At 70.5% G+C, this 20,879-nt stretch carries 20 protein-coding genes; 10 read left to right on the top strand and 10 right to left on the bottom strand.

Going from position 1 to position 20,879, the window contains the following annotated elements; all coding sequences use genetic code 11:
* Positions 1-37: 37 nt before the first annotated feature.
* Complete coding sequence (locus tag ACGFJ2_RS55785; protein ID WP_393483022.1) at positions 38-685, bottom strand: copper resistance protein CopC; 648 nt, start codon at positions 683-685, stop codon at positions 38-40.
* Positions 664-1,230: a hypothetical protein gene (locus tag ACGFJ2_RS55790; protein WP_393483025.1), complete on the bottom strand. Its 567-nt coding sequence runs from the start codon at positions 1,228-1,230 to the stop codon at positions 664-666. The genes ACGFJ2_RS55785 and ACGFJ2_RS55790 overlap by 22 nt, the downstream gene beginning before the upstream one ends.
* An 85-nt stretch (positions 1,231-1,315) precedes the next feature.
* On the opposite strand from ACGFJ2_RS55790, the gene ACGFJ2_RS55795 reads away from it, so the two are divergent.
* Positions 1,316-1,534, top strand: a complete 219-nt coding sequence (locus ACGFJ2_RS55795; protein ID WP_357957222.1) for a hypothetical protein — start codon at positions 1,316-1,318, stop codon at positions 1,532-1,534.
* Between the two features lie 3 nt (positions 1,535-1,537).
* On the opposite strand, the gene ACGFJ2_RS55800 is transcribed toward ACGFJ2_RS55795, so the two are convergent.
* Positions 1,538-2,608 carry a PQQ-dependent sugar dehydrogenase gene (locus tag ACGFJ2_RS55800; protein WP_393483029.1) on the bottom strand — a complete coding sequence of 357 codons (1,071 nt, stop codon included), beginning with the start codon at positions 2,606-2,608 and terminating at the stop codon, positions 1,538-1,540.
* 141 nt (positions 2,609-2,749) lie between these two features.
* The gene (locus ACGFJ2_RS55805) at positions 2,750-5,233 is read right to left on the bottom strand and encodes a glycoside hydrolase family 3 N-terminal domain-containing protein (protein WP_358182289.1); all 2,484 of its coding nucleotides are present in this window, start codon (positions 5,231-5,233) and stop codon (positions 2,750-2,752) included.
* Between the two features lie 535 nt (positions 5,234-5,768).
* Between ACGFJ2_RS55805 and ACGFJ2_RS55810 the strand changes: the two genes are divergently transcribed.
* Complete coding sequence (locus ACGFJ2_RS55810) at positions 5,769-6,434, top strand: lytic polysaccharide monooxygenase (RefSeq protein ID WP_393483032.1); 666 nt, start codon at positions 5,769-5,771, stop codon at positions 6,432-6,434.
* 69 nt (positions 6,435-6,503) lie between these two features.
* Here the strand turns inward: ACGFJ2_RS55810 and ACGFJ2_RS55815 are convergent, their stop codons facing one another.
* Positions 6,504-7,256, bottom strand: a complete 753-nt coding sequence (locus ACGFJ2_RS55815; protein WP_393483035.1) for an NUDIX hydrolase — start codon at positions 7,254-7,256, stop codon at positions 6,504-6,506.
* 174 nt (positions 7,257-7,430) lie between these two features.
* Between ACGFJ2_RS55815 and ACGFJ2_RS55820 the strand changes: the two genes are divergently transcribed.
* Together ACGFJ2_RS55820 and ACGFJ2_RS55825 are read left to right on the top strand one after the other, a co-directional pair.
* Positions 7,431-7,571, top strand: coding sequence for a hypothetical protein (locus tag ACGFJ2_RS55820; protein WP_357957212.1), 141 nt, complete (start codon positions 7,431-7,433; stop codon positions 7,569-7,571).
* Entirely contained in the window at positions 7,568-8,188 is a 621-nt protein-coding gene (locus ACGFJ2_RS55825) for a pentapeptide repeat-containing protein (RefSeq protein WP_393483038.1), read from the top strand. Before ACGFJ2_RS55820 ends, ACGFJ2_RS55825 begins: the two co-directional genes overlap by 4 nt.
* Before the next feature lie 201 nt (positions 8,189-8,389).
* On the opposite strand, the gene ACGFJ2_RS55830 is transcribed toward ACGFJ2_RS55825, so the two are convergent.
* Positions 8,390-8,668, bottom strand: coding sequence for a hypothetical protein (locus ACGFJ2_RS55830; protein ID WP_358182298.1), 279 nt, complete (start codon positions 8,666-8,668; stop codon positions 8,390-8,392).
* 558 nt (positions 8,669-9,226) lie between these two features.
* Between ACGFJ2_RS55830 and ACGFJ2_RS55835 the strand changes: the two genes are divergently transcribed.
* The 5 genes from ACGFJ2_RS55835 to ACGFJ2_RS55855 all read left to right on the top strand — a co-directional run bounded on the left by ACGFJ2_RS55835 (position 9,227) and on the right by ACGFJ2_RS55855 (position 12,894).
* Positions 9,227-9,865 (top strand): NAD(P)-dependent oxidoreductase, encoded by a 639-nt coding sequence (locus tag ACGFJ2_RS55835; protein WP_393483041.1) that lies wholly within the window; start codon positions 9,227-9,229, stop codon positions 9,863-9,865.
* A gap of 100 nt (positions 9,866-9,965) precedes the next feature.
* Entirely contained in the window at positions 9,966-10,397 is a 432-nt protein-coding gene (locus ACGFJ2_RS55840) for a MarR family winged helix-turn-helix transcriptional regulator (protein ID WP_358182301.1), read from the top strand.
* 51 nt (positions 10,398-10,448) lie between these two features.
* Positions 10,449-10,793 carry a nuclear transport factor 2 family protein gene (locus ACGFJ2_RS55845; RefSeq protein ID WP_357957201.1) on the top strand — a complete coding sequence of 115 codons (345 nt, stop codon included), beginning with the start codon at positions 10,449-10,451 and terminating at the stop codon, positions 10,791-10,793.
* Between the two features lie 56 nt (positions 10,794-10,849).
* Entirely contained in the window at positions 10,850-11,269 is a 420-nt protein-coding gene (locus tag ACGFJ2_RS55850; RefSeq protein ID WP_358182304.1) for a hypothetical protein, read from the top strand.
* A 203-nt stretch (positions 11,270-11,472) separates the two neighbouring features.
* Positions 11,473-12,894, top strand: a complete 1,422-nt coding sequence (locus ACGFJ2_RS55855; RefSeq protein ID WP_358182307.1) for an NAD(P)/FAD-dependent oxidoreductase — start codon at positions 11,473-11,475, stop codon at positions 12,892-12,894.
* 142 nt (positions 12,895-13,036) lie between these two features.
* Here ACGFJ2_RS55855 and ACGFJ2_RS55860 read toward each other — a convergent pair whose 3' ends face one another.
* From ACGFJ2_RS55860 to ACGFJ2_RS55875, 4 genes are all read right to left on the bottom strand, one after another.
* On the bottom strand, positions 13,037-14,056 hold the full coding sequence (locus ACGFJ2_RS55860) for a hypothetical protein (RefSeq protein ID WP_357957196.1): 1,020 nt from the start codon (positions 14,054-14,056) through the stop codon (positions 13,037-13,039).
* Between the two features lie 32 nt (positions 14,057-14,088).
* Positions 14,089-15,033 (bottom strand): acyl-CoA desaturase, encoded by a 945-nt coding sequence (locus ACGFJ2_RS55865; protein ID WP_357957194.1) that lies wholly within the window; start codon positions 15,031-15,033, stop codon positions 14,089-14,091.
* 270 nt (positions 15,034-15,303) lie between these two features.
* Positions 15,304-16,491 carry an acetate/propionate family kinase gene (locus ACGFJ2_RS55870; RefSeq protein WP_393483047.1) on the bottom strand — a complete coding sequence of 396 codons (1,188 nt, stop codon included), beginning with the start codon at positions 16,489-16,491 and terminating at the stop codon, positions 15,304-15,306.
* The gene (locus tag ACGFJ2_RS55875; RefSeq protein ID WP_393483050.1) at positions 16,467-18,770 is read right to left on the bottom strand and encodes a phosphoketolase; all 2,304 of its coding nucleotides are present in this window, start codon (positions 18,768-18,770) and stop codon (positions 16,467-16,469) included. The genes ACGFJ2_RS55870 and ACGFJ2_RS55875 overlap by 25 nt, the downstream gene beginning before the upstream one ends.
* Positions 18,771-18,957: 187 nt before the next feature.
* On the opposite strand from ACGFJ2_RS55875, the gene ACGFJ2_RS55880 reads away from it, so the two are divergent.
* Positions 18,958-20,841 (top strand): hypothetical protein, encoded by a 1,884-nt coding sequence (locus ACGFJ2_RS55880; RefSeq protein ID WP_358182316.1) that lies wholly within the window; start codon positions 18,958-18,960, stop codon positions 20,839-20,841.
* The last annotated feature ends 38 nt before the right edge of the window (positions 20,842-20,879 follow it).

The raw sequence follows: 20,879 nt of genomic DNA on the forward strand, positions 1-20,879 counted from the left end.
TCGGCTATGGCCCCGCCGGTACGTCCGGCTGGTACGTCTACGGCCCCGCTGATACGTCCGGTTGCTCCGTCGGTGCGGTCGGCCGATCGGCTGGGCCGTCGGGGCTGTCAGGGCCGCTGGGGCCGCTGCTTCGTCTGGACAGCAGCCAGACCGCCAGGCCGGCCACCACCAGCGCGGCGAGTCCGCCCCAGAGCCAGCCCGGGATGCCCCCGCCCTGCGCCGCAGCGGCAGGTCGGGTGCTCTCCGCCGACGTGGCGGGTGCGGCCGAGGCGGCTTGGGTGGCGGACGCCGTCGTGCTAGCGGCGGCGCCCTTCACGGTGAAGGGGATCTCGCCCTCGATCGGGTGGCCGTCGGACGAGACCACCCGCCAGGCGATGACGTATGAGCCGCCCGCCAGCTTGGTGGGCACGGCGGTCCGCACCTTGGGGCCGTCGGCCTGCGGCTCGCCGAGCTGGATCGTCTTGCCGTCGGCGGTGCGCAGCACCACCAGCGGGAAGCGGACGCGTGACGAGTACTCCAGCTCGATCGTCTGGACGCCGGAGACGGTGGCGTTCTTGGCCGGTGAGCTGCTCTTGAGGCTGTCGTGGGCGAGGGCGGCGGGCGCGGTGGCGGCAAGGAACAGCCCGCACCCGATCACCGCCACCAGGGTTCTGCGAAGGAGCGTTAGGCGAAGAAGGAAAGGCAAGGTGGACTCCATGACGAGGGAAGTGTTGGCGATTCGGTGACTCCCCTCGTGGGAGGCCCTCTGCGTGGCTCCGCGGTCGCGATCTGGACCGTGATCGACGGCCTCAGCGGCGCCCGCGCCGGCGCCCGGCGTAGCGGAGCGAGGGCGGGAACCGGGCGAAGCGGGCGCGGCAGGGCGAGCCGGGGACGGCCCGCCAGACGCACCATGAGCCAGAACGCGCTCTCACCCCGATGCAGCCACCAGCCCGTCAGCACGGCGATCGTCAGGTGCGCCAGCGGCATGCCCACGGTCAGATGCGCGTGCCCGCTGCTGGGCGCGGTCACCCCGAACAGCTGATGCAGCACTGCCTGCGTGCCCACCGTGGCGCCGAACACCACCTCGGGGCCGCGCTCGTGCCCGCCCAGGCCGTACGCCAGGCCGAGCGCGCCCAGCCCGCCCAGGACCATGACGCCGGGCGCGACCGCCGCGCCGCCCGCGAAGGCATGCCCGGCCGCCGTCACGGCGGCACACACCACCGCGAAGACCAGAGCCCGGGCGAAGCGCATACGCCCATCCTCGCAGCCTTCAGGCACGGACAATCTACTTGCCGGACATATGTACGGCCGGAGGGGCGGTATCTACTGTGAGGGCATGTGCGATCTGAGTCAGCAGGAAAGTCGGGACCTCAGCGACACCCTGAGCAAGATCAACAGCCTGGCGGGGCAGGTGGAGACACACCGATCGAGCATCGAGCAGACCGCGTACATGGACCACGAGAACCTGGCCGCCCTCCTCTCCGATCTGGAGCGCCAGGTGGGCTCCGCGCGGGCCTGGGTGGTGGCCAAGCCCCAGGAGCACGCCGGACACTGACGCTCAGGGCGTGCCAGTGGGGGGAATGCGGATGATGCGGTCGTCCTGGGCCACCGGGGCGCCGCGCCCGTCACGGTTGCTCGTCGTCACCCACAGCCATCCGTCCGGCCCCACCGCGGCCGCGCGCAGCCGCCCGTAGGTGCCCCGCAGCTCGGCGACCGGGGTCCCGGCCCCGCCTGCGCTCGTCAGAGGGACGGTCCACAGCCGGGTCCCGCCCAAGGCGGCGGCGAACAGCGTGCCGTTGGCGTACGCGAGCCCGCTCGGCGACGCCTCGGCCGTCGACCACGTGACGATCGGGTCGCGGAAGGACGGGTTGCCGCAGACGCCCTCGCAGGTGGGCCAGCCGTAGTTGCCGCCGGCGACGATCCGGTTGATCTCGTCCCGGGTGTTCTGGCCGAACTCGCTGGCGTACATCCTGCCCTGCGCGTCCCAGGCCAGGCCCTGCACGTTGCGGTGGCCGTAGCTGTAGACCCGGGAGCCGCCGAAGGGATTGTCCGCCGGGACGCCGCCGCTCGGCGTCATACGCAGGATCTTGCCCGCCGGGGTGTTCAGGTTCTGTGCGTTGGCGGTGTTGCCGGCGTCGCCGGTGGACACGTACAGCTGTCCGTCGGGGCCGAAGGCGATGCGGCCACCGTTGTGGATGGAGGCCCGCGGCACGCCGGAGAACAGGACGTTCTGGGTCTGCGGCGCGTTCAGCCGGAACCGTACCAGCCGGTTGTCGTTGCTCGTGGAGAAGTAGGCGTAGACCCACTGGTCCTGGGCGTACGTCGGCGACACGGCGATGCCGAGCAGCCCGCCCTCGCCGGAGGCGGCGACCCCGTTGACGGTCGCCACCCGAACCGGGGTCTGTCCCGGGCGTACCTGGAGAATCCTGGCGGTGCCGCGCTCGGAGACCAGCGCGCTGCCGTCGGGCAGGAAGGCCAGCCCCCACGGCACCTGCAGGCCGGTGGCGGACACCTGCGCCCGGGAGTAGTCGAAGCCGCCGATCGCCTGCGCGGCGGTGGGGCTCGTGACCACGAGCACCACGGCGGCCAAGAGAATCATGATCAGGGACGGGGTCGTTCGCGCGCGCATGGCGGGCTCCTTGACCGATCTGTCGAGATCATCGTCAATGACGGGGGACTCGTACGCTACGCAGTTTTCGACGCGTCAACAATGATCTGATCCGTCACCTGTCGCGGCGCCGGCCCCGCGAGCTGCGCGTTCGGCCGCCTCCTACGATGTAATTTTCAACGCGCAGGCGTAGCCGGATGGCAGGTGGGTGTCGCCGGCCGGGCGACTGGCCTGGAAGCCGAAGGACGTGCTCGCGCCGGGCGCCAGCGTCCCGTTGTGCGCGGCGTTGCCCACCGTGACGGCCTGGCCGCTTACCGTCAGGGCGGCGTTCCACGACCCGGTGATCTGATGGCCGGACGGCAAGGTGAAGGTGACGCCCCAGCCGTTCGCGGCGCTCGTGCCGGTGTTGGTCACCGCCACCTGGATGACGTACCCGGTGCTCCACTGGCTCTGCGTCGTCGCGGTGACCGTGCAGCCGCCCGTTCCTCCGTCGGCGCGCGTGGTCACGGTGACCGTCCCCGAGCGCGGCGAGCGGTTGCCGGCGGCGTCCTTGGCGTAGACGGCGAAGGTGTGGGCCGTGCTCGCGGCCAGGCCGGTGACGGTGGCCGTGGTGGTCGCGGCCGTGGCCACCGTCGTCTCGCCCGTCGGCTGCACTCGGACCACGTCGTAGCCGGTCACGCCCACGTTGTCGGACGAGGCGGACCACGACAGGCGCGTGGAAGAGGAGGTGATCTCGGACGCGACCGGCGTGCCGGGCGCGGTGGGCGGGCTGGTGTCGTCCTGCGCCTGCCCGTACGTCAGGCCGAAGCCGTACGCGAACAGCGGCGTCTTGCCGTCGCCCGCGTTGATCGGCTCCTGGGAGGCGCTGCTCATCCAGGTCACGGGCAGCTTGCCGGTGGGCTGCACCGTGCCGAACAGCACGTCGGCCACGCCCTGGCCCTCGGTGCCCGGCAGCCAGGCGGCCACCAGGGCGTTCCAGCCGGGCAGCTGGGCCGCGATGTCGAGGGGGCGCCCCGAGACCAGCACGACCACGACGGGCACCCCGGCCGCGCGCAGCGTGGCGATGGTGTTCAGGTCGGTGGTGTCCAGGCCCAGACCGCCTGGGCGGTCACCCTGGCCCTCGGCGTACGGCGTTTCGCCGACCACGGCGATCGCCACGCGATAGGAGCCGTCGATACCGCTGCCGTCGCGGCTGTAGGTGACGGTCGTGGCCGAGCCCGCGCTGTTCCTGATGCCCTGCAGGATGGTGGTGCCGGGGGTGATGGCGCCGGACGAGCCCTGCCAGGAGATCGTCCAGCCGCCGCTCTGGTTGCCGATGTCGTCCGCGCTCTTGCCCGCCACGAAGATCTTGCCACCCCGGGCGAGCGGCAGGATGTTCCCGCCGTTCTTCAGCACGACCTGCGACTTGGCCACCGCCTCGCGGGCCAGGGCGCGGTGCGCCGAGCTGCCGACGGTCGCGGTGTAGGACCGGTCGGTCAGCGGTTTCTCGAACAGGCCGAGCTCGAACTTCTTCGTCAGAACGCGCCGGACCGCGTCGTCGACCCGGGCCGTGGTCACCCGGCCCGCCTGCACCTCGGCCCGCAGCAGGTCGATGAACCGCCGCCAGGCCGTGGGAACCATCACCATGTCGATGCCGGCGTTCACGGCCGTGCGCACGTCGAGGGCGGAGGTGCCGGCGGCGCCGTCGATCTGGTCGATGCCGTCCCAGTCGGAGACCACGAAGCCGGAGAAGCCCAGCTCGCCCTTGAGCACGGTGGTGATCAGGTATTGGTGCCCGTGCAGCTTGGCGCCGTTCCAGCTGCTGAAGGAGATCATCACCGAGCCCACCCCGCGCTCCACCGCGGCCTTGAACGGCGGCAGGTGGATCGCCCGCAGGTCGGCCTCGGACAACTGGGTGTCGCCCTGGTCCACGCCGCCCGTGGTGCCGCCGTCGCCGAGGTAGTGCTTGGCCGTGGCCAGCACGGAGGCGGGGCCGTTCAGCACGGTGCCCTGCAGGCCGGTCACGATCGTGGCCATGGACGAGGGCAGCTCGGGCGTCTCGCCGAAGGACTCGTACGTGCGGCCCCACCGGTCGTTGCGGGCCACGCACAGGCAGGGCGCGAAATCCCAGTCCACGCCGGTGCCGGAGACCTCTTCGGCCACGGCCCGGCCGACCCGCTGCGCCAGCGCGGGGTCCCTGGTCGCGCCGAGCCCGATGTTGTGCGGGAAGATCGTGGCGCCGACGACGTTGTTGTGGCCGTGTACGGCGTCGACGCCGTACAGGATGGGGATGCCCAGCGGCGTGGCCAAGGCCGCGTTCTGGAAATTGTCGTACATATCCGCCCAGGACGCGGCCGTGTTCGGGGACGGCCCGGACCCGCCACCCGACAGCACCGAGCCGAGCCGGTACGTCGTGACGTCGCCGGCGCTGACCGAGCCGCGCTCGGCCTGCGTCATCTGGCCGAGCTTCTCATCCAGCGACATCCGGCCCATCAGGTCGGCCACCCGGGTGGGCACGGGCAGGCTCGGATCCTGGTACGGGTACGCGGCCGACGCGAAAACGGCCTGCCCGGCGCCGGTGCCGGGACCCCCGGGAACGCCCAGCACGGCGGCGACCAGCAGCGTCACGGCCGCCCGCGCCGTCCATTTCATGCTCGCGTTTCTCATGGCCCGCCATTCTTGGTCGGTGCGTCGCTTGGCCCGTGCGTCTCTCGGTCAGTGCGTCGAGATCGATATTGGGAGCGCTCCCAATATCGACTCTAGGCCACCGCTCCGCCATTCCCTTGGCCGTCCACAGCCTCACCCAGGCCCGCCTGCGACACCAGCGGAAACGGCCGAGACCGGGTGAAACTTTCACCGGGCATTTCCCGCGGCCCGATGCGCGGCGCAGGCCTTTTGCCACAGCGCGAACAACTCCCGTCGCTTTCACCTGCCCGATCCCGGGCACCAGCGAGCGGTTTCAGGGCCACGACGAGGGCGTCGGTCAGCGGCTGAAAGTTTCCCCCACCCCGTAACATCACCGGCTCGGCCACGGAACCGCCTTTCCGCTGCTCGCCCCCCGAATCGACGGCGGCCCGCATGCGGCGGCGAGCATGTTGACTCTCGCCTGTCATTGTCTTCACTTATGCAGTCATCTACCGTCGCCGCCATGCAGGAGCGCTCCCAATAACCGAGACCCCCACCGGAACACGGAGACCGCACCATGCCCTACACCCGTACACCGCGCTGGGTGCTCCGCGCCCTGGCTCTGCTGCTGTTCGCGGCGACGCTCTACGCCCTCCCGCTGGCCGGCACCGCGTCAGCGCATGGATCCGTGGTCGACCCGGCATCCCGCAACTACGGTTGCTGGCTGCGCTGGGGCAGCGACTTCCAGAACCCCACCATGCAGCAGCGAGACCCCATGTGCTGGCAGGCATGGCAGGACAACACGAACGCCATGTGGAACTGGAACGGGCTCTACCGCGACAACGTCGGCGGCAACCACCAGGCGGTCATCCCCAACGGCCAACTGTGCAGCGCGGGCCAGACCCAAGGCGGCCGCTACCGGTCCATGGACACACCAGGCGCCTGGACCATGACGAACCTCGGCAGCACCTTCAACATCCGCCTGAACGATCAGGCCAGCCATGGCGCCGACTACATCAGGGTCTACATCACCCGCCAGGGCTACAACGCCACGACCACCGCCCTGGGCTGGAACCACCTGGAACTGGTCCGCGAGACCGCCAAGTACGCGCCCAGCCAGACGTACATGATCAATAACCTGACCTCGGCCGGACGCACCGGCCGCCACGTCATCTACACGATCTGGAAGGCTTCGCACATGGATCAGACGTACTACTTCTGCAGCGACGTCAACTTCACCTGAGCTTGGGCGCGGCCCGGACTCAGGCGGAATGCGCCGGCAACGGCCCGTGGCCTCCCGGTTCGTCCGCTTCTAGGAGCCCGAGTTGACGTAGTGGCGGATGAGCGGCCCTAGGTAGTCCACGCAAGCGCCCTTGAGTCCGGCCACCTCGGTCGGGGAGCGGACGAAGGCGATCTGCTCCAGTTCCGGATCGCGTCCCTGTGCCGTCTCGGCGGACGTCAGAGCGGCGAACCGCTCGCGCAGCAGCGACGCCGGCCGGTGCGGGGCCAGGAACACCACGCCCACGCTCCCGTTCTCGCCGCGTGTGACCAGCCACAGGGACAGCTCGCTCGGCGCTGTGCCGAGGCCGGTCTCCTCGGCCAGTTCCCGAGCGGCGTGCCGGCGGAGGGCGGCCGTATCGAGGCTCTCACCCTCGGCGGGCGGTTCGACCGCTCCACCAGGTAGCTGCCAGCGACCAGGAGTGGCCGTCGACGCCGACATCCGCCCCACCAGCAGGCTCCCGTCATCAGTTGCCGGTTGCGCGACAGTGACGAAAAGAGACGGCAGCCACGAGGTGGCCCCCGGAACCCGCCCCAGAGCGCGGTGCCGGTAGGTCGTCCTCGCCCAGGTGAGAACCAAGCTGTGCGGCCCATCCCGATCCAGCCCCGCGCACGCTACCACCGGCCCATCGAAGAGACAGGGGTTGGCCTGGACCGCCTCCTCCCACAGGCGATCCATGGCCACCCGCTCAGCAGGCGGCACCCGCGGCGCGGCGTCCTCGATCAGGCGGAGCCGGCCGACTTCCAGAAGGCTGACCTCGCGAGGCCGTGGCAATGGCTCGGTCACCGACTCATGCTGGCACATCACGACCGACACCAACGGCGGATCGGGCGCGAAGAAACCCCCGGGCCAGCGGTGTCTTGCTACGCGGGTCGGCGGTGTCTTGCTGCGCGGGCCCGGTGCGGCGGATTCTGTCGGTGGCGCGTGGGAGGCTCGCGGGGACGCGGAAGGAGGGCTTACGTGGACACCCGCGCAGACGGTCCGATGGGCTGGATGGCCGAGCAGGCCGAGGTAGGTCGGCGGCGACTTCTCGTCGGGCCGGCCCAGAGACGTGTGGAGTCGCCCGTGGTCGTCGTCGAGCCGACGGAGGCCGCCGGATGACGGCCGGCCGCAAGCACGGCCGGTCAACGCCCCCGACCACCACGACGGTCCGCTCGGCCGACTGGGACGGTCGCGAGCTGACCCAGGAGACCTACCATCAGGTGCTGTTCGTCGACGTGGACATGACGGAGCTGACCAACACCGGGTGCGTCTTCGAGGAGTGCACGTTCAGCAGCGTCCGTTTCAACGTGTCCGTGCACGAGGACGCGATGTTCCTCAACTGCACGTTCTCGCGGTGCTCGTTCTTCGACACGACGTTCAAGGGATGCAAGCTGACGGGCAGCATGTTCGACGGCTGCTCCTACGGGCTGCTGAAGGTCGAGGGCGGCGACTGGTCGTTCACCGGCCTGCCCGGCGCCGACCTGCGGGGGAGCGCCTTTCATGGGGTGCGGCTGCGCGAGGCCGACCTGTCGGGCGCCCGGCTGGAGAAGGCCGAGGTGTTACGGAGCGATCTTTCCGGGGCTTGGCTCAGCGGGGCGGACCTGACGGGCTGCGATCTGCGGGGCAGCGACCTGTCCGACCTGGACCCGTCGACGGTCACGCTGAAGAAGGCGATCATCGACTCCTTCCAGGCGACCGTCGTGGCCACCGCGCTGGGCTTCGACGTCCGCGCTTGACGCGCTCCCGGGATGCATCCTGAGGATTCTCGCCCGTGCCTCAGGGACTGCCTCGTGCACTGTCACCGACGCGGCGCTGCGCCGCACCCACGGGCTGTTCACCAACCGCGACGACCTGCGTGAGGGATCCGCATCCTGATCAACGCCACCCTCGCCGTGTGCGACACCGGGTGGTGGGGCCGGCCTGACAGGGAATGTCGCTTAGGTTAAGCGGCAGTTGTCCCCGGACAGATCCCCGTTCCACGAGAAGACGCTGGGGCAGGAGTAGGTGCCCTTGGCGTCACCGAACCTGATGAGGACGGTGACCTGGTAGTAGCCGGAGCCGCTGCACGTCCAGCCGCTCAACTTGTAGGAGTCGCCGTTCGAAGTCCGGGCGCCGGAAAAGCACTCGTGTGATCCGTCCGCGTGGGCAGGGGCGGCGATCAGGGCCACGACCAGCAGGGCGGCGCCGGCTGTGGCGGCGAGGCGTTTGAGGAGCATGCTCTGAACGTAGAAGCCACCTGCGCAGGTGGCCTAGATGCGGTTTGCCATCGTGAGGCGTGGATTCTGCACAGCGCGAGCGGTGCGGTCGCACGACTGCTCGCCAGGTTGCCGGCCGAGCAGACAGCCGGACAATGTCCGCTCTCGACATTGAGGTGGTGGACGGTCCGGCATTGGCTGTGCGCTGCCTCGCTTCCACCGGCGCGAGTGGGCGGTGGCCGCCGACGAGTCGGTGTCGTATTCGGCTTCCAAACCTACGGTCCGGTATGCGGCGAAGTGCGGTTGTGTGCCGTCGGCGTTGGTGAACCCGTACTCCTGGTATAGGCCCCATGTGGCGAGTGCGCGCCCGGTCTTGGCCATGATGTCGGGGCCTGCTCGACCGCCGCATTCCAGGCGGTCGAGCACGGTAGTCCTGATCGGCGCCCGCCGCGGCCGGACCTCGCCCAAGAGCTTCATCGGCTGGCGCGAGCGCCGTGCGCATCCTGACGACCGGCAGCCTCTCCGACTTGACCGGTGAGTGGGCGTTCACTCACTATGGGCGGGAGCTGAGGAGGCCCCATGGAACTGACGATCTTCGGAGCTACCGGAGGTACGGGAATCGAACTGCTTCGCCAGGCGCTCGCCGCCGGGCATGAGGTGACCGCGGTGGTCCGCGATCCCCGGCGGCTGCCCGCCGACCTGCCGTCCGGCCTCGACATCGTCCAGGCCGACCTGATGGACCCGGACGCCATCGCGCCCGCCGTCAGGGACCGCGACGCCGTACTGTCCGCGATGGGTCCCGGCGGCCGGGGGCCCACCACGGTGTGCTCCGACAGCATCAGCGCCATCGCCACGGCCATGGCCCGCGGCCGTACGCGGCGCCTGCTCATGACCAGCGCCAGCGGCCTGGTGGCCGACGCGGGCGACGGCGTGTTCACCCGCTACGTGCTCAAGCCGCTCATCGTGCAACGGCTCTTGAAGCACTCCTACGCCGACCTCCGGGAGGCCGAGCGGCGGCTGCGCGCGACGAACCTCGACTGGACCATCGTGCGGCCGAGCCGCCTCACCGACCGCGGGCTGACGGGCCGGTACCGCACGGCGTGGGACACCAACATCAAGGGCGGCCTCAGTACGACCCGCGCCGACACGGCCCACTGCCTGCTCGCGCTGGCCGCGGATCCCATGTCCGTGCGCCACGCCGTTTCGGTGGCCTCTTGACGACGCATACTCTTGATTGAATCAAGAGTTGTTGATAGAAAGAGTAGAGGTGATCGCTCTTCCAGCGGGGATGGGGGCGCCGACAGCAGAGAGATCGCGTGTGGAGACTCCCGAAGACAGGTTCTTCCGCGAGTTGGGCGGTGCCTGCGGTGAGACGCGTCAGGCGTTCGCGCGGCATGTGGGGATGAGCTCATCCAGACTGCAGCTGCTGATGCGGCTGTGGAGGAACGGGGAGACCAGCCACAGCGACCTGCGTCAGGGCCTGTCCCTCGACGGGGCGAGCGTCACCCGGCTGATCAAGGAGTTCGAGGCCGAGGGACTGGTCAGCCGTCGCATCGATCCGGCGGACAACCGCTACACCCTGGCCAGCCTGACATCCACCGGCGAACGAGTGGCCGCCGATCTTGAGCGGTCTCACCAGGCATACCAGGTGCGGCTGCTCGACGGGATCAGCACGCAAGAGCGGGAGATCGTGCTGCGCGCTCTGGAGCGCCTGCGCGCCAATATGGCACGCATCGACCCAGTCGGCTGATGGCCCGTTATATCCCCAGGAACCCGTGATAACCCAGGAAAGAGCAGACAGATGACCGATGACGTGCGAGCTGTCGGGCAGCGCATGTACGAGGCGTTCAACGCCCATGACTTCGGGGCCGCCGAGACGATCTTCACTCCGGATTTCGTCAGCCACCCGTTGGGCACGACTGGAGCCGAGAGCGTCGTCCGCTCGTGGACGCGGTTTCACGAGAGGTTCCCCGATATTCGGGTGATCGTCGAGGACATGCTCATCGACGGGGACAAGGTCGCCGTCCGCACGACCCTGCACGGGCTCCCGGCCGATGTCGTCGAGCAGCCGCCGACGATGCTGGAGATCTTCCGGGTGCGAGACGGACGCATCGCCGAACTGTGGGGCCTGTCCGCGCTGAGGTGATCCGCCACACGACGGGATACCCGCATGAGAGGGCGGTCTTGGGGCAGCAGGATGAGGTGAACCCCGCACGGTACGACCCCGCCGACCTGGAACATCTCATCCGCCAAGAGTTAACCAACGCGGGGTTCACCGTGGAGCCCCCGAAGCCGCCCAGGTCGAATGGGCCGTCCGGGTCGTCGGGTGAAGGCGGTCTCAGCCTCCGGCGCGAGCCCGGTCGCGGTGTGGTCGTCTCGTGGGAGGCATCTCCCGATCTCGCCAAGGCCGACATGGTGAAGTACGAGACCATCCGCACCGCCGTACAGCTCGCCCTGCGCACGATCCTGGCGCAGGCCGGATTCCAGGTGGTCGGCGACTTCGGCGGCAACGAGATGCTCGTCATCGCCGACCCTCTCGGTACGACGCCCGAGGACCACTGGCCGCCCGGACCGGTACCCGAGCGGAACCGGCCGAGCAAGCCGGTGCCGGGACAGAACTGACCCAGCGCGCCCGGCGCCCACGCAGGACCGGCGGCCCCAACTACCGGTCCGCCAAATTACCGGCCGTCTCCAAGCGTGCCCGGCCCGAACAGCCAGGCGAAACCTGCCCGTCAGTGCCTCCCCTTGGCGAAGGGCGAAAGGACCGGTGGGAGACTGCTGGTGAGAGCCGCAGTCGCGGGGCGAGCGTTACGGGAGAGGTAGGCATGACCGACGAGTTCGACGTCATAGTGATCGGCGCCGGCCCCACCGGCGAGAACGCCGCGGCCAGAGCCGTGCGCGGTGGTCTGACCGCCGCCATCGTGGAGGACCGCCTGGCCGGTGGCGAATGCTCCTACTGGGCCTGCATCCCGAGCAAGGCGCTGCTGCGCCCGATAGACCTGGCGGCCGAGGTGGGGCGAGTGCCCGGTATGTCGCTCGGTCCGCTCGAGGTGAGCAAGGTGCTCGCCCGGCGCGACGAGGCCGTGTCGCACTACAACGACTCGGGGCAGGTCGAGTGGATCAAGAACGTGCCCATCGAGTTCGTCCGGGGCCGGGGGCGGCTCGATGGGGTCAAGCGAGTGCTGGTGACCACGCGAGACGGACAGGGGACCACCGAACGCGTGCTGACCGCGCGGCACGCCGTCGTGCTGGCCACCGGGAGCACCGCGCTGGTCCCGCCGGTGCCGGGGCTGGCCGAGGCGAAGCCCTGGACGAGTCACGAGGTCACGGCCGCCCAGGCGGTGCCGGAGCGGCTGGCCGTGATCGGTGGCGGAGTGGTCGCCTGTGAGATGGCACAGGCCATGCACGGGCTCGGCGCGCGGCAGACCACGGTCCTCGTACGCGGCGGGTCGCTGCTGGCCAAGATGGAGCCGTTCGCCGGCGAGTTGCTGGCCGAGTCGTTCGCCGACGCCGGGATCGACGTGCGGACCCACACGGACGTCGTACGCGTCGAGCGGCCGGAGCCCGGCGGCAAGGTGACCGTGCACCTGTCCGACGGTCCGCCGCTGGAGGCCGACGAGCTGCTGGTGGCCACCGGCCGGGTGCCCGCCACGGCCGGGCTGGGGCTCGAGACGGTCGGCCTGGCCGGGGGCCGTTCGGTCGAGGTGGACGACAGCATGCGGGCGACGGACGTCGAGGGCGGCTGGCTGTACGCGATCGGCGACGTCAACGGCCGCGCGCTGCTCACGCACATGGGCAAGTACCAGGCGCGGGTCTGCGGCGACGTCATCGCGGCGCGCGCCAACGGGGGCAACGACACGCTCCCCGCGATGCGCGACATCGCGGACGAGTTCGGGGCGCCGCAGGTGGTGTTCACCGACCCGCAGATCTGCGCGGCCGGCCGCACCGAGGCGGCCGCCCGCAAGGCCGGATTCGCGGTGCGGGTGGTCGAATACGATCTGGGCAACGTCACGGGGGCCTACCTCCTCGGCGACGGCTATCGCGGCCGGGCCAAGGCGGTCGTGGACGAGGAGCGGCGGGTGCTGCTGGGCGTCACGTTCGCCGGGTCCGGGGTGGCCGAGCTGCTGCACGCGGCGACCATCGCGGTCACCGGCGAGGTGCCGCTCGACCGGCTCTGGCACGCCGTCCCGTCCTTCCCCACGGTCAGCGAGATCTGGCTGCGCCTCCTGGAGGAGTACGGCCTCTGACGCGAGCGGGCCGGTACGGGGTCAGGTGCGGCGCGGCCGGACACGAGCGAGCGGTGAGCGAGGACCCAGGCGCCGCCGCCCGGCCGGCCGCGAGTGCGCCGCTGAGGGCTCAGCCGGACAAAAACGTCAGCCGGGCAAAGCGTCAGACGGGGGCGAGGGTTTCGGCGGTGTGCCACAGGTCGGGTAGCGCGTCCAGTACGCGCTGCCCGCGCCGCCGCCGGTCCGCGAACGTCTCGGCGTCGAGGTCCGCCAGCAAAGCGCGGAACCCCTCCTCGTAGGGCCCGGTGGGCGCCCCGGCCAGTGACAGCTTCTTCAGGCACCGCGCGTATGTCGCCACCAGCCAGAACACCGCCTCCCGGTGCAGGCCGCCCGCGATGAGCTCCCGGCTGCCGTCGATCGACAGCGGCCGGGCCGCCTCGCTGATGTCCGACGAGAACGGGTATGACGCCGCCTGGACGTCCTTGGCCGCGTCGAACACCCGCTCCAGCACCTCCAGATGCCCGGCCACCCGCGCCGCCCCCAGCCCATCGCAGCCGAGCAGCTCCAGCAGCGCCTCGTGCCGGTCCAGCATCCCGTGTCCGGCCAGCAGCTCCCGTACGGCCTCATAACGGCGGCGGACGGTGGGGTTGCGCAGCCCGGCGACGAGCAGCACATGAGTCGTGACCCCGGTGCCGAACAGCCACGACATCACCTGGTCGACCGGCGCCGCCGCCTCGTCCATACCGGCGATCCCGCGGCGCACCACGTCCATCGCCGCGCCGCACCGCCGCAGCACCCGCCGCCGGTCGGCGAACTCGCGGGCCACCACCTCGTGCAGCGCGGTCAGCCGCCCGCCCGGATCGGCCAGCACCCCGGGCAGGTGGAAGCTGCCCGCCAGGTGGTAGTCGCCCAGGACGTCCTCCGCCGACGCCAACCGCTCGCCCGACATATACGAAATTTCCAGCAAAACGCCGTCGTAGCGCAGCTTGCCGGGCTTGATGGGCGGCTCCGGGACGTCCAGCACCACCATCACGTCCACATCGGAGCTGGTGGCCAGGACCGCGTCCGCCGGCGACCACAACGCCGAGCCGGTCAGGAACGCCCCGCCGAACCCGGGCAGCCCGGAGCCCACCTCGGCCACCCACCGCCGCGCGATCTCCCTGGCCTCCAGGACCCGCGTCACCGCGTCACCCGGCACACCGCTCGCGTCGAGTCCTACCGGCGGGCGCGCAGCGGCGCGCCCACCTCGTGGAGGTGCTTCATCGCCTGGCCCCAGGAGGCCAGCAGCCCGCACTCCACGTAAGCCACTCCCAGCGACTCACAGTGCTCCCGCACCAGCGGTTGCACCTTGCGCAGGTTGGGGGTCGGCATGCCGGGGAACAGGTGGTGCTCGATCTGGTAGTTGAGGCCGCCCAGCGCCGTGTTGATCACGTGTCCGCCGCGTACGTTCCGGGAGGTGAGCACCTGGCGGCGCAGGAAGTCCAGCTCGTCCTCGGCGGTGAGGACCGGCATGCCCTTGTGGTTGGGGGCGAACGTGCACCCCAGGTAGACGCCGAAGAACGCCTGGTGCACCAGCAGGAAGACCACGGCCTTGCCCACCGGCAGGACCGCGAACACGCCACCCAGGTAGATGACGAAGTGCGCGAGCAGCAGCAGCCCTTCGGCCATCCGGTTCTTGAGAGAGTCGCGGCGCAGCGCCCGGACGCTGGAGATGTGCAGGTTGAGGCCCTCCAGCGTCAGCAGCGGGAAGAACAGGAACGCCTGATAGCGGCCGATGAGTCTGGGCAGTCCCCGGCTGGCCTCGGCCTGCTTGACCGACCAGAGCAGGACGTCGGGCGCGACGTCGGGGTCGTGGTCCTCGTGGTTGGGGTTGGCGTGGTGGCGCGTGTGCTTGTCCTGCCACCACCCGTAGCTGAGCCCGATGCCGAGGTTGCCGACGAGCAGGCCCGCGATCGCGCTGGTGCGCCGGGACGGGAACACCTGCCCGTGGGCCAGGTCGTGGGCGAGCAGGGCCACCTGGCCGAACGTCGCCGCCTGGAACACCGCGACCAGAATCTGCCACCACGAGTCGCCGACCAGGGCGAACGCCAGCCAGCCCGCCGCGAAGAGGCCCGTCACCACGCTGATCCGCGTGGCGTAGTAGACGGGTCGCCGTTCCATGAGGCCTGCCTGGGCCACCCGGCGTGACAGGCGGGCGAAGTCGCTCCCCCTCTCTTCCGATGCCGGTGCCGATGCCGAGGCCGTGGCGGCGCGAGTAGTGCTCACGTCAGTCACAGATTCTCCGATGCTCCAGACTCGATTCCCGATCGTTCACCATCAGCATTTCGGGATAACCGTGATCGCGAAGTCCTGCTGTCACCCGTCTTCGGGGTAGGGCTGGCCCTACCTCTGGGACCGGTCGAGGTCAGAGGATACGCTCCGCGCAGCCGGTCACACGCGGATCAGCGCGAGTGTCTGACGGGCGATCTCCCATTCCTCGTCGGTGGGCACGACCAGCACGGCCACCTCCGACTCCGGCGTGGACACCCGCCGCTCGCCCGTCTCGTCGGCCTCGTTGCGCGTGGGGTCGAGGGCGATGCCGAGGCGGTCCAGCCCGGTCAGCGCGGCGGCCCGGGTGGCCGGGTCGTGCTCGCCGACGCCGCCCGTGAAGACGATCGCGTCCACCCGGCCGAGCAGCGCGTAGTAGGCCCCGACGTACTTCTTGATCCGGCGGCCGTAGATGTCCAGCCCCAGCCGCGCCCGCTCGTCGCCTTCACGGGCCCGTCGCCGTACCTCCCGCATGTCGCCGGTGCCGGCGAGCGCGAGCAGGCCGCTGCGGTACGACAGCTCCTTCTCCGTCCGCACGATGTCCATGCCGCCCGCGCGGGCCAGGTAGCCGGTCAGCGCCGGGTCCACGTCCCCTGAACGGGTGCCCATGACCAGCCCCTCCAGCGGCGTGAGCCCCATGGAGGTGTCGACGCTGCGGCCGCCCTCGATCGCGGTCGCGCTCGCGCCGTTGCCGAGGTGCAGCACGATCAGGTTCGTCCGCGCCGGATCGCGGTCCAGCAGCTCGGCCGCCCGCGCCGACACGTACGCGCAGGACGTGCCGTGGAAGCCGTAGCGCCGCACGCCCAGCCGGTCGTGCCAGTCGCGGGGCACGGCGTAGGTGTACGCCTCGGGCGGCAGCGTCCGATGGAAGGCGGTGTCGAACACGGCCACCTGCGGCACGCCGGGAAAGGCTTCGCGGGCCACCCGGATGCCGGTGAGGTTCACCGGGTTGTGCAGGGGTGCGAGCGCCGAGAGGTTCCCGATGGCGCTGATCACGTCGTCGTCCACCAGCACCGCCTCCTGGAAGCGGGTCCCGCCGTGCACCACCCGATGCCCCACCGCCACCGGTTTCAGCGCGGGCCCCGCCTCGTCGAAGGCGGCCAGCATGGCGGCCAGCCCCGCCGCGTGGTCGCCGAACCGCTCCTTCCGCTCGTACGGCGGGTCGTCCCCGGCGTGGTGGGTCAACCGCCCCTCCTTGTCGCCGATCCGCTCCACCAGCCCCCTGGCCGGCCGCTCGCGCGACTCCACGTCCACCAGTTCGTACTTGATGGAGGAGGAGCCGGTGTTCAGGACGAGAATCTGTCCGGCCATGTCCACTCTCGGATCTCGGGCGCGTCCTCGCCGTGCTCACGGGTGTGGGCGCGGGCGCGCAGGCGGGCGTCGGTCATCCGCTGACGCAGGTGAGCCTGGGAGGAACCGAGGCCCGGGGTGCGGTCGATGACATCCATGACCAGGTGATAGCGGTCGATGTCGTTGAGCATGACCATATCGAAGGGTGTGGTGGTGGTGCCTTCCTCCTTGTAGCCGCGGACGTGCATGTGGGCGTGGCCGTGGCGGCGGTAGGTGAGGCGGTGGATGAGCGCGGGATAGCCGTGGAAGTTGAAGATGACCGGCTTGTCGGTGGTGAACAGGGCGTCGTACTCGTTGTCCGGCAGGCCGTGCGGGTGTTCTGAGGGTGGTTGCAGGCGCATCAGGTCGACCACGTTGATGACGCGGACGCGTAGTTCGGGCAGGTGCTCGCGGAGCAGCGCGGTGGCGGCCAGGGTTTCCAGGGTGGGGATGTCGCCGGCGCAGGCCAGCACCACGTCGGGGTCGCCTCCCTCGTCGGTGGAGGCCCACGGCAGGATGCCCAGGCCGCGGGTGCAGTGGGCGATGGCCTGGTCCATGGTGAACAGGTCGAGGATCGGCTGCTTGCCGGCCACGATGACGTTGACGTAGTCGCGCGAGCGCAGGCAGTGGTCGCCGACCGACAGCAGGGTGTTGGCGTCGGGCGGCAGGTAGACGCGCACCACGCTGGCCTTCTTGTTGACCACGACGTCCAGGAAGCCCGGATCCTGGTGGGAGAAGCCGTTGTGGTCCTGCCGCCAGACGTGCGAGGACAGCAGGTACGTGAGCGAGGCGACCGGCCGCCGCCAGGGGATCTTCTGGGAGGACTCCAGCCACTTGGCGTGCTGGTTGAACATGGCGTCGATGATGTGGATGAACGCCTCGTAGCAGTTGAACAGCCCGTGCCGCCCGGTCAGCAGGTAGCCCTCCAGCCAGCCCTGGCACAGGTGCTCGCTCAGCACCTCCATCACCCGGCCGCCGGGGGCCAGGTTCACGTCGGTGGATTCGAGGCGGGCGTTCCAGGCCCGGCCGGTGACCTCGAACACGGCCGAGAGCCGGTTGGAGTCGGTCTCGTCGGGGCCCATCAGCCGGAAGGCGCGCGGGTTGGCGGCGATCACGTCGCGCAGCAGGGCGCCGAGCACCCGGGTCGGCTCGCTGGACTGGGTGGCGGGCGTCTTGACCTCGACGGCGTGCTCGCGGAAGTCGGGCAGTCGCAGGGGCTGGAGCAGTTCGCCGCCGTTGGTGTGCGGGTTGGCGCTCATCCTGCGGTCGCCCGGCGGCACCGTCTCCCGGATCGAGGCCACCGGCCGGCCGTCGTCGTCGAACAACTCCTCGGGCCGGTAGGAGCGCAGCCACTCCTCCAGCATCGCCAGGTGCTCGGGGTTCTCCCGTACCTTGGCCAGCGGCACCTGATGGGCCCGCCAGGTGCCCTCCACCGGCAGCCCGTCCACGACGCGGGGCCCGGTCCAGCCCTTCGGCGTGCGCAGGATGATCATGGGGAGCCGGTCGGAACGGCGCTGTTTGTACTCGGCGATCTGGTCGAAGACGGTGTCGAGGGTGTCGGCCATCTCCTGGTGGTCGGGGCCGACGATATGCGGCCGGTAGCCGTACCCCTCCATGAGCTTGAGCAGGTCGTTCTCCGGGATCCTGGCCAGGACGGTCGGGTTGGCGATCTTGTAGCCGTTCAGGTGGAGGATCGGCAGCACCACGCCGTCATGGGCCGGGTCGAGGAACTTGTTGGAATGCCAGCTCCCGGCCAGCGGCCCGGTCTCGGCCTCGCCGTCGCCGATGACGCAGGCCACGACCAGTTCGGGGTTGTCGAAGGCGGCGCCGTAGGCGTGCGCGAGGGAGTAGCCCAGCTCGCCGCCCTCGTGGATGGAGCCGGGTGTCTCCGGCGCGGCGTGGCTCGGGATGCCGCCGGGGAAGGAGAACTGCCGGAACAGCCGCTGCATCCCGGCCGCGTCCTGGGAGACGTCCGGATAGCGCTCGGAGTAGGTGCCCTCCAGCCAGGCGTGCGCCACCGTCCCGGGACCGCCGTGGCCGGGCCCGGCGATGTAGATCATGTCCTGGTCGCGTTCGCGGATCACCCGGTTGAGGTGGGCGAAGCAGAAGTTCAGTCCCGGTGTGGTGCCCCAATGACCTAGCAGGCGAGGTTTGATGTGCTCTGGGGTCAATGGCGTCTTTAGTAGTGGATTGTCCAGTAGATAGATCTGGCCCACCGACAGATAGTTCGCCGCGCGCCAGTACGCATCGATTCGCTCCATGTCTCTGCTGATTCCTCCAGAAACGCAGCTCAACCTTAGGCAGCGGTCATCCTGATCCAATTTGATGCACTTTGATCCGACCTAGCTGAACCGCATTCGGTTAACATCCGTCATATCGGTGGGGGGCCGCAGTCACTGGCAGTACGCGCGAACGCGCACTGCCAAAAACGGGGTGCGGAGGACGCCGGTGGGTGGATCGCGGGGATTGGCCGTACACGACGACATAGAGATGTCGTTGCTGTCGGGAGAGCACGCACTGTATGGGGAAGGCAGCCTGCGGGCGGCGCGGCGCTGGTTCGAGACCGCACATCGGGAGGCAGAACGGCACGGCGACGCGGACGGGATGGCGCGGGCGGCGCTCGGGCTGGGTGGGTTGTGGGTGCACGAGCACCGCACGGCCGCCGAGGCGGCCGCGGTGCGCGCGCGCCAGCGCCAGGCTCTGGCGCTGGTCGAACCGCGCTCCTCACTGGGGTTACGGCTGCGGGTACGCCTGGCCGGGGAGGACGACTACCGCGGTGGAGGGCACGAGGCGATCCTGGCCATGGTCGAAGAGGCCAGGCAGGCCGGTGACCCCGTCGCGCTGGCCGAGGCGCTGAGCCTGGCCCACCACTGCGTTCTGGGACCCGAGCACGGCGCCCTGCGCCTGGCGCTGGCCGAGGAGCTGATCGAGCAGGCGCCGCGGACCGGGCGCCGCGGCGACCTGCTGATGGGGCTGCTCTGGCGGACCGTCGACCTGGTGCTGGACGCCGACCCCCACGCCGAGCGGGCGCTGGTGGAGCTGCGCGGCCTGCTGTCCAGGGAGGACCACCTGGCGGTCGGGTTCGTCGTGGACGCGATGGAGGTCATGCTCGGCATCAGGAGCGGCCGGCTGGCGGAGGCTGAGGCGATGGCCGGAGCCTGCGCCGACCGGGGCGCGGCGGCGGGTGACATCGACAGCGCGGGCTGGTACGCCGGCCAGCTCGCGGCCATCCGCTGGTACCAGGGACGCACCGCCGAGCTCGTCCCCATGCTGGCGGACCTGGTCAACTCGCCGGATCTCAGCGCGGTGGACAGCTCGTTGTGGGCGGTGCTCGCGGTGTCGGCGGCCACCGCGGGGGACCGGCGGCTGGCGGAGGGGGCGCTGGCCCGGCTGCGCGTCCGGGACCTGGGGGCGTTGCCCCACTCCAGCACCTGGCTCATCTCGATGTACGGCGCGGCGGAGGCGGCGTACCTGCTCGGCGACGCGGACACGGCGGCCGAGGTTCATGCCGTGCTCCGCCCGTTCGAGCGGCTGCCCGTCGTCGTCAGCCTGGGTGTCACCTGCCTCGGCTCGGTCCGCCATTCTCTCGGCGTGGCCATGCTGACCTGCGGCGAGACGGACAAGGCGATCGCCTACCTGCGGGCCGCCGTGCACGACAACCTCGCCTTGGGGCACTGGCCCGCCGTCGCGCTCTCCCGCCTGCGGCTCGGCCAGGCCCTGCACGGGACCGAGGAGTCGCGCAGGGTCCTGGCGCTGGCCCGGCAGGAGGCCGCGTCGATGGGTATGGCGCTGCCCGACGACGGTCCGGCGGCCCCGGCCGAGGTCGTCTGCGTGCGCCAGGGCCGCAAGTGGCGGATCGAGCTGGCCGGCCGGACCGTGCTCGTCGACCACATCGTGGGCATGGCCCACCTGGCGACCCTGCTGGCCAACCCCGGTCGCGAGATCCCGGCCGTGGACCTGGCCGCGGGGGCGGCGGCCGGCGAGGCCGCCGAGTCGGCCCAGCCGGTACTGGACGAGCAGGCCAGGCAGACCTACAAGCGGCGGCTGTCCGGGCTGCAGGCCGAGATCGAGGAGCTGGAGGCGATGCACGACCTGCAGCGGGCCGCCACGCTGCGGGCCGAGCGCGACTGGCTGATCGACGAGCTGGCCGCCGCCACCGGGCTGGCGGGGCGGGCGCGCCAGTTCGCCGGCAGCGAGGAGCGGGCCAGGATCGCCGTGGGCAAGGCCATCAGGCGGGCCCTGGTGCGCATCGGCGAGGCGGACCCGGTCATCGCGGAGCGGCTGCGGTCAGCCGTACAGATGGGGGTGCGATGCAGCTATCACCCGGTGTGACGTGGAACGGCGTGGAACGGGATGGAACGCCTAACAGG

The sequence above is a fragment of the Nonomuraea sp. NPDC049028 genome (assembly GCF_043197735.1).
GTDB lineage: Bacteria > Actinomycetota > Actinomycetes > Streptosporangiales > Streptosporangiaceae > Nonomuraea.

Excerpts from the sequence above, each read along its gene's own strand:
- ACGFJ2_RS55790 (WP_393483025.1), bottom strand. The coding sequence starts at position 1,230 with ATGCGCTTCGCCCGGGCTCTGGTCTTCGCGGTGGTGTGTGCCGCCGTG.
- ACGFJ2_RS55795 (WP_357957222.1), top strand. The coding sequence starts at position 1,316 with ATGTGCGATCTGAGTCAGCAGGAAAGTCGGGACCTCAGCGACACCCTG.
- ACGFJ2_RS55800 (WP_393483029.1), bottom strand. The coding sequence starts at position 2,608 with ATGCGCGCGCGAACGACCCCGTCCCTGATCATGATTCTCTTGGCCGCC.
- ACGFJ2_RS55805 (WP_358182289.1), bottom strand. The coding sequence starts at position 5,233 with ATGAGAAACGCGAGCATGAAATGGACGGCGCGGGCGGCCGTGACGCTG.
- ACGFJ2_RS55810 (WP_393483032.1), top strand. The coding sequence starts at position 5,769 with ATGCCCTACACCCGTACACCGCGCTGGGTGCTCCGCGCCCTGGCTCTG.
- ACGFJ2_RS55825 (WP_393483038.1), top strand. The coding sequence starts at position 7,568 with ATGACGGCCGGCCGCAAGCACGGCCGGTCAACGCCCCCGACCACCACG.
- ACGFJ2_RS55830 (WP_358182298.1), bottom strand. The coding sequence starts at position 8,668 with ATGCTCCTCAAACGCCTCGCCGCCACAGCCGGCGCCGCCCTGCTGGTC.
- ACGFJ2_RS55835 (WP_393483041.1), top strand. The coding sequence starts at position 9,227 with ATGGAACTGACGATCTTCGGAGCTACCGGAGGTACGGGAATCGAACTG.
- ACGFJ2_RS55845 (WP_357957201.1), top strand. The coding sequence starts at position 10,449 with ATGACCGATGACGTGCGAGCTGTCGGGCAGCGCATGTACGAGGCGTTC.
- ACGFJ2_RS55855 (WP_358182307.1), top strand. The coding sequence starts at position 11,473 with ATGACCGACGAGTTCGACGTCATAGTGATCGGCGCCGGCCCCACCGGC.
- ACGFJ2_RS55865 (WP_357957194.1), bottom strand. The coding sequence starts at position 15,033 with ATGGAACGGCGACCCGTCTACTACGCCACGCGGATCAGCGTGGTGACG.
- ACGFJ2_RS55870 (WP_393483047.1), bottom strand. The coding sequence starts at position 16,491 with ATGGCCGGACAGATTCTCGTCCTGAACACCGGCTCCTCCTCCATCAAG.
- ACGFJ2_RS55875 (WP_393483050.1), bottom strand. The coding sequence starts at position 18,770 with ATGGAGCGAATCGATGCGTACTGGCGCGCGGCGAACTATCTGTCGGTG.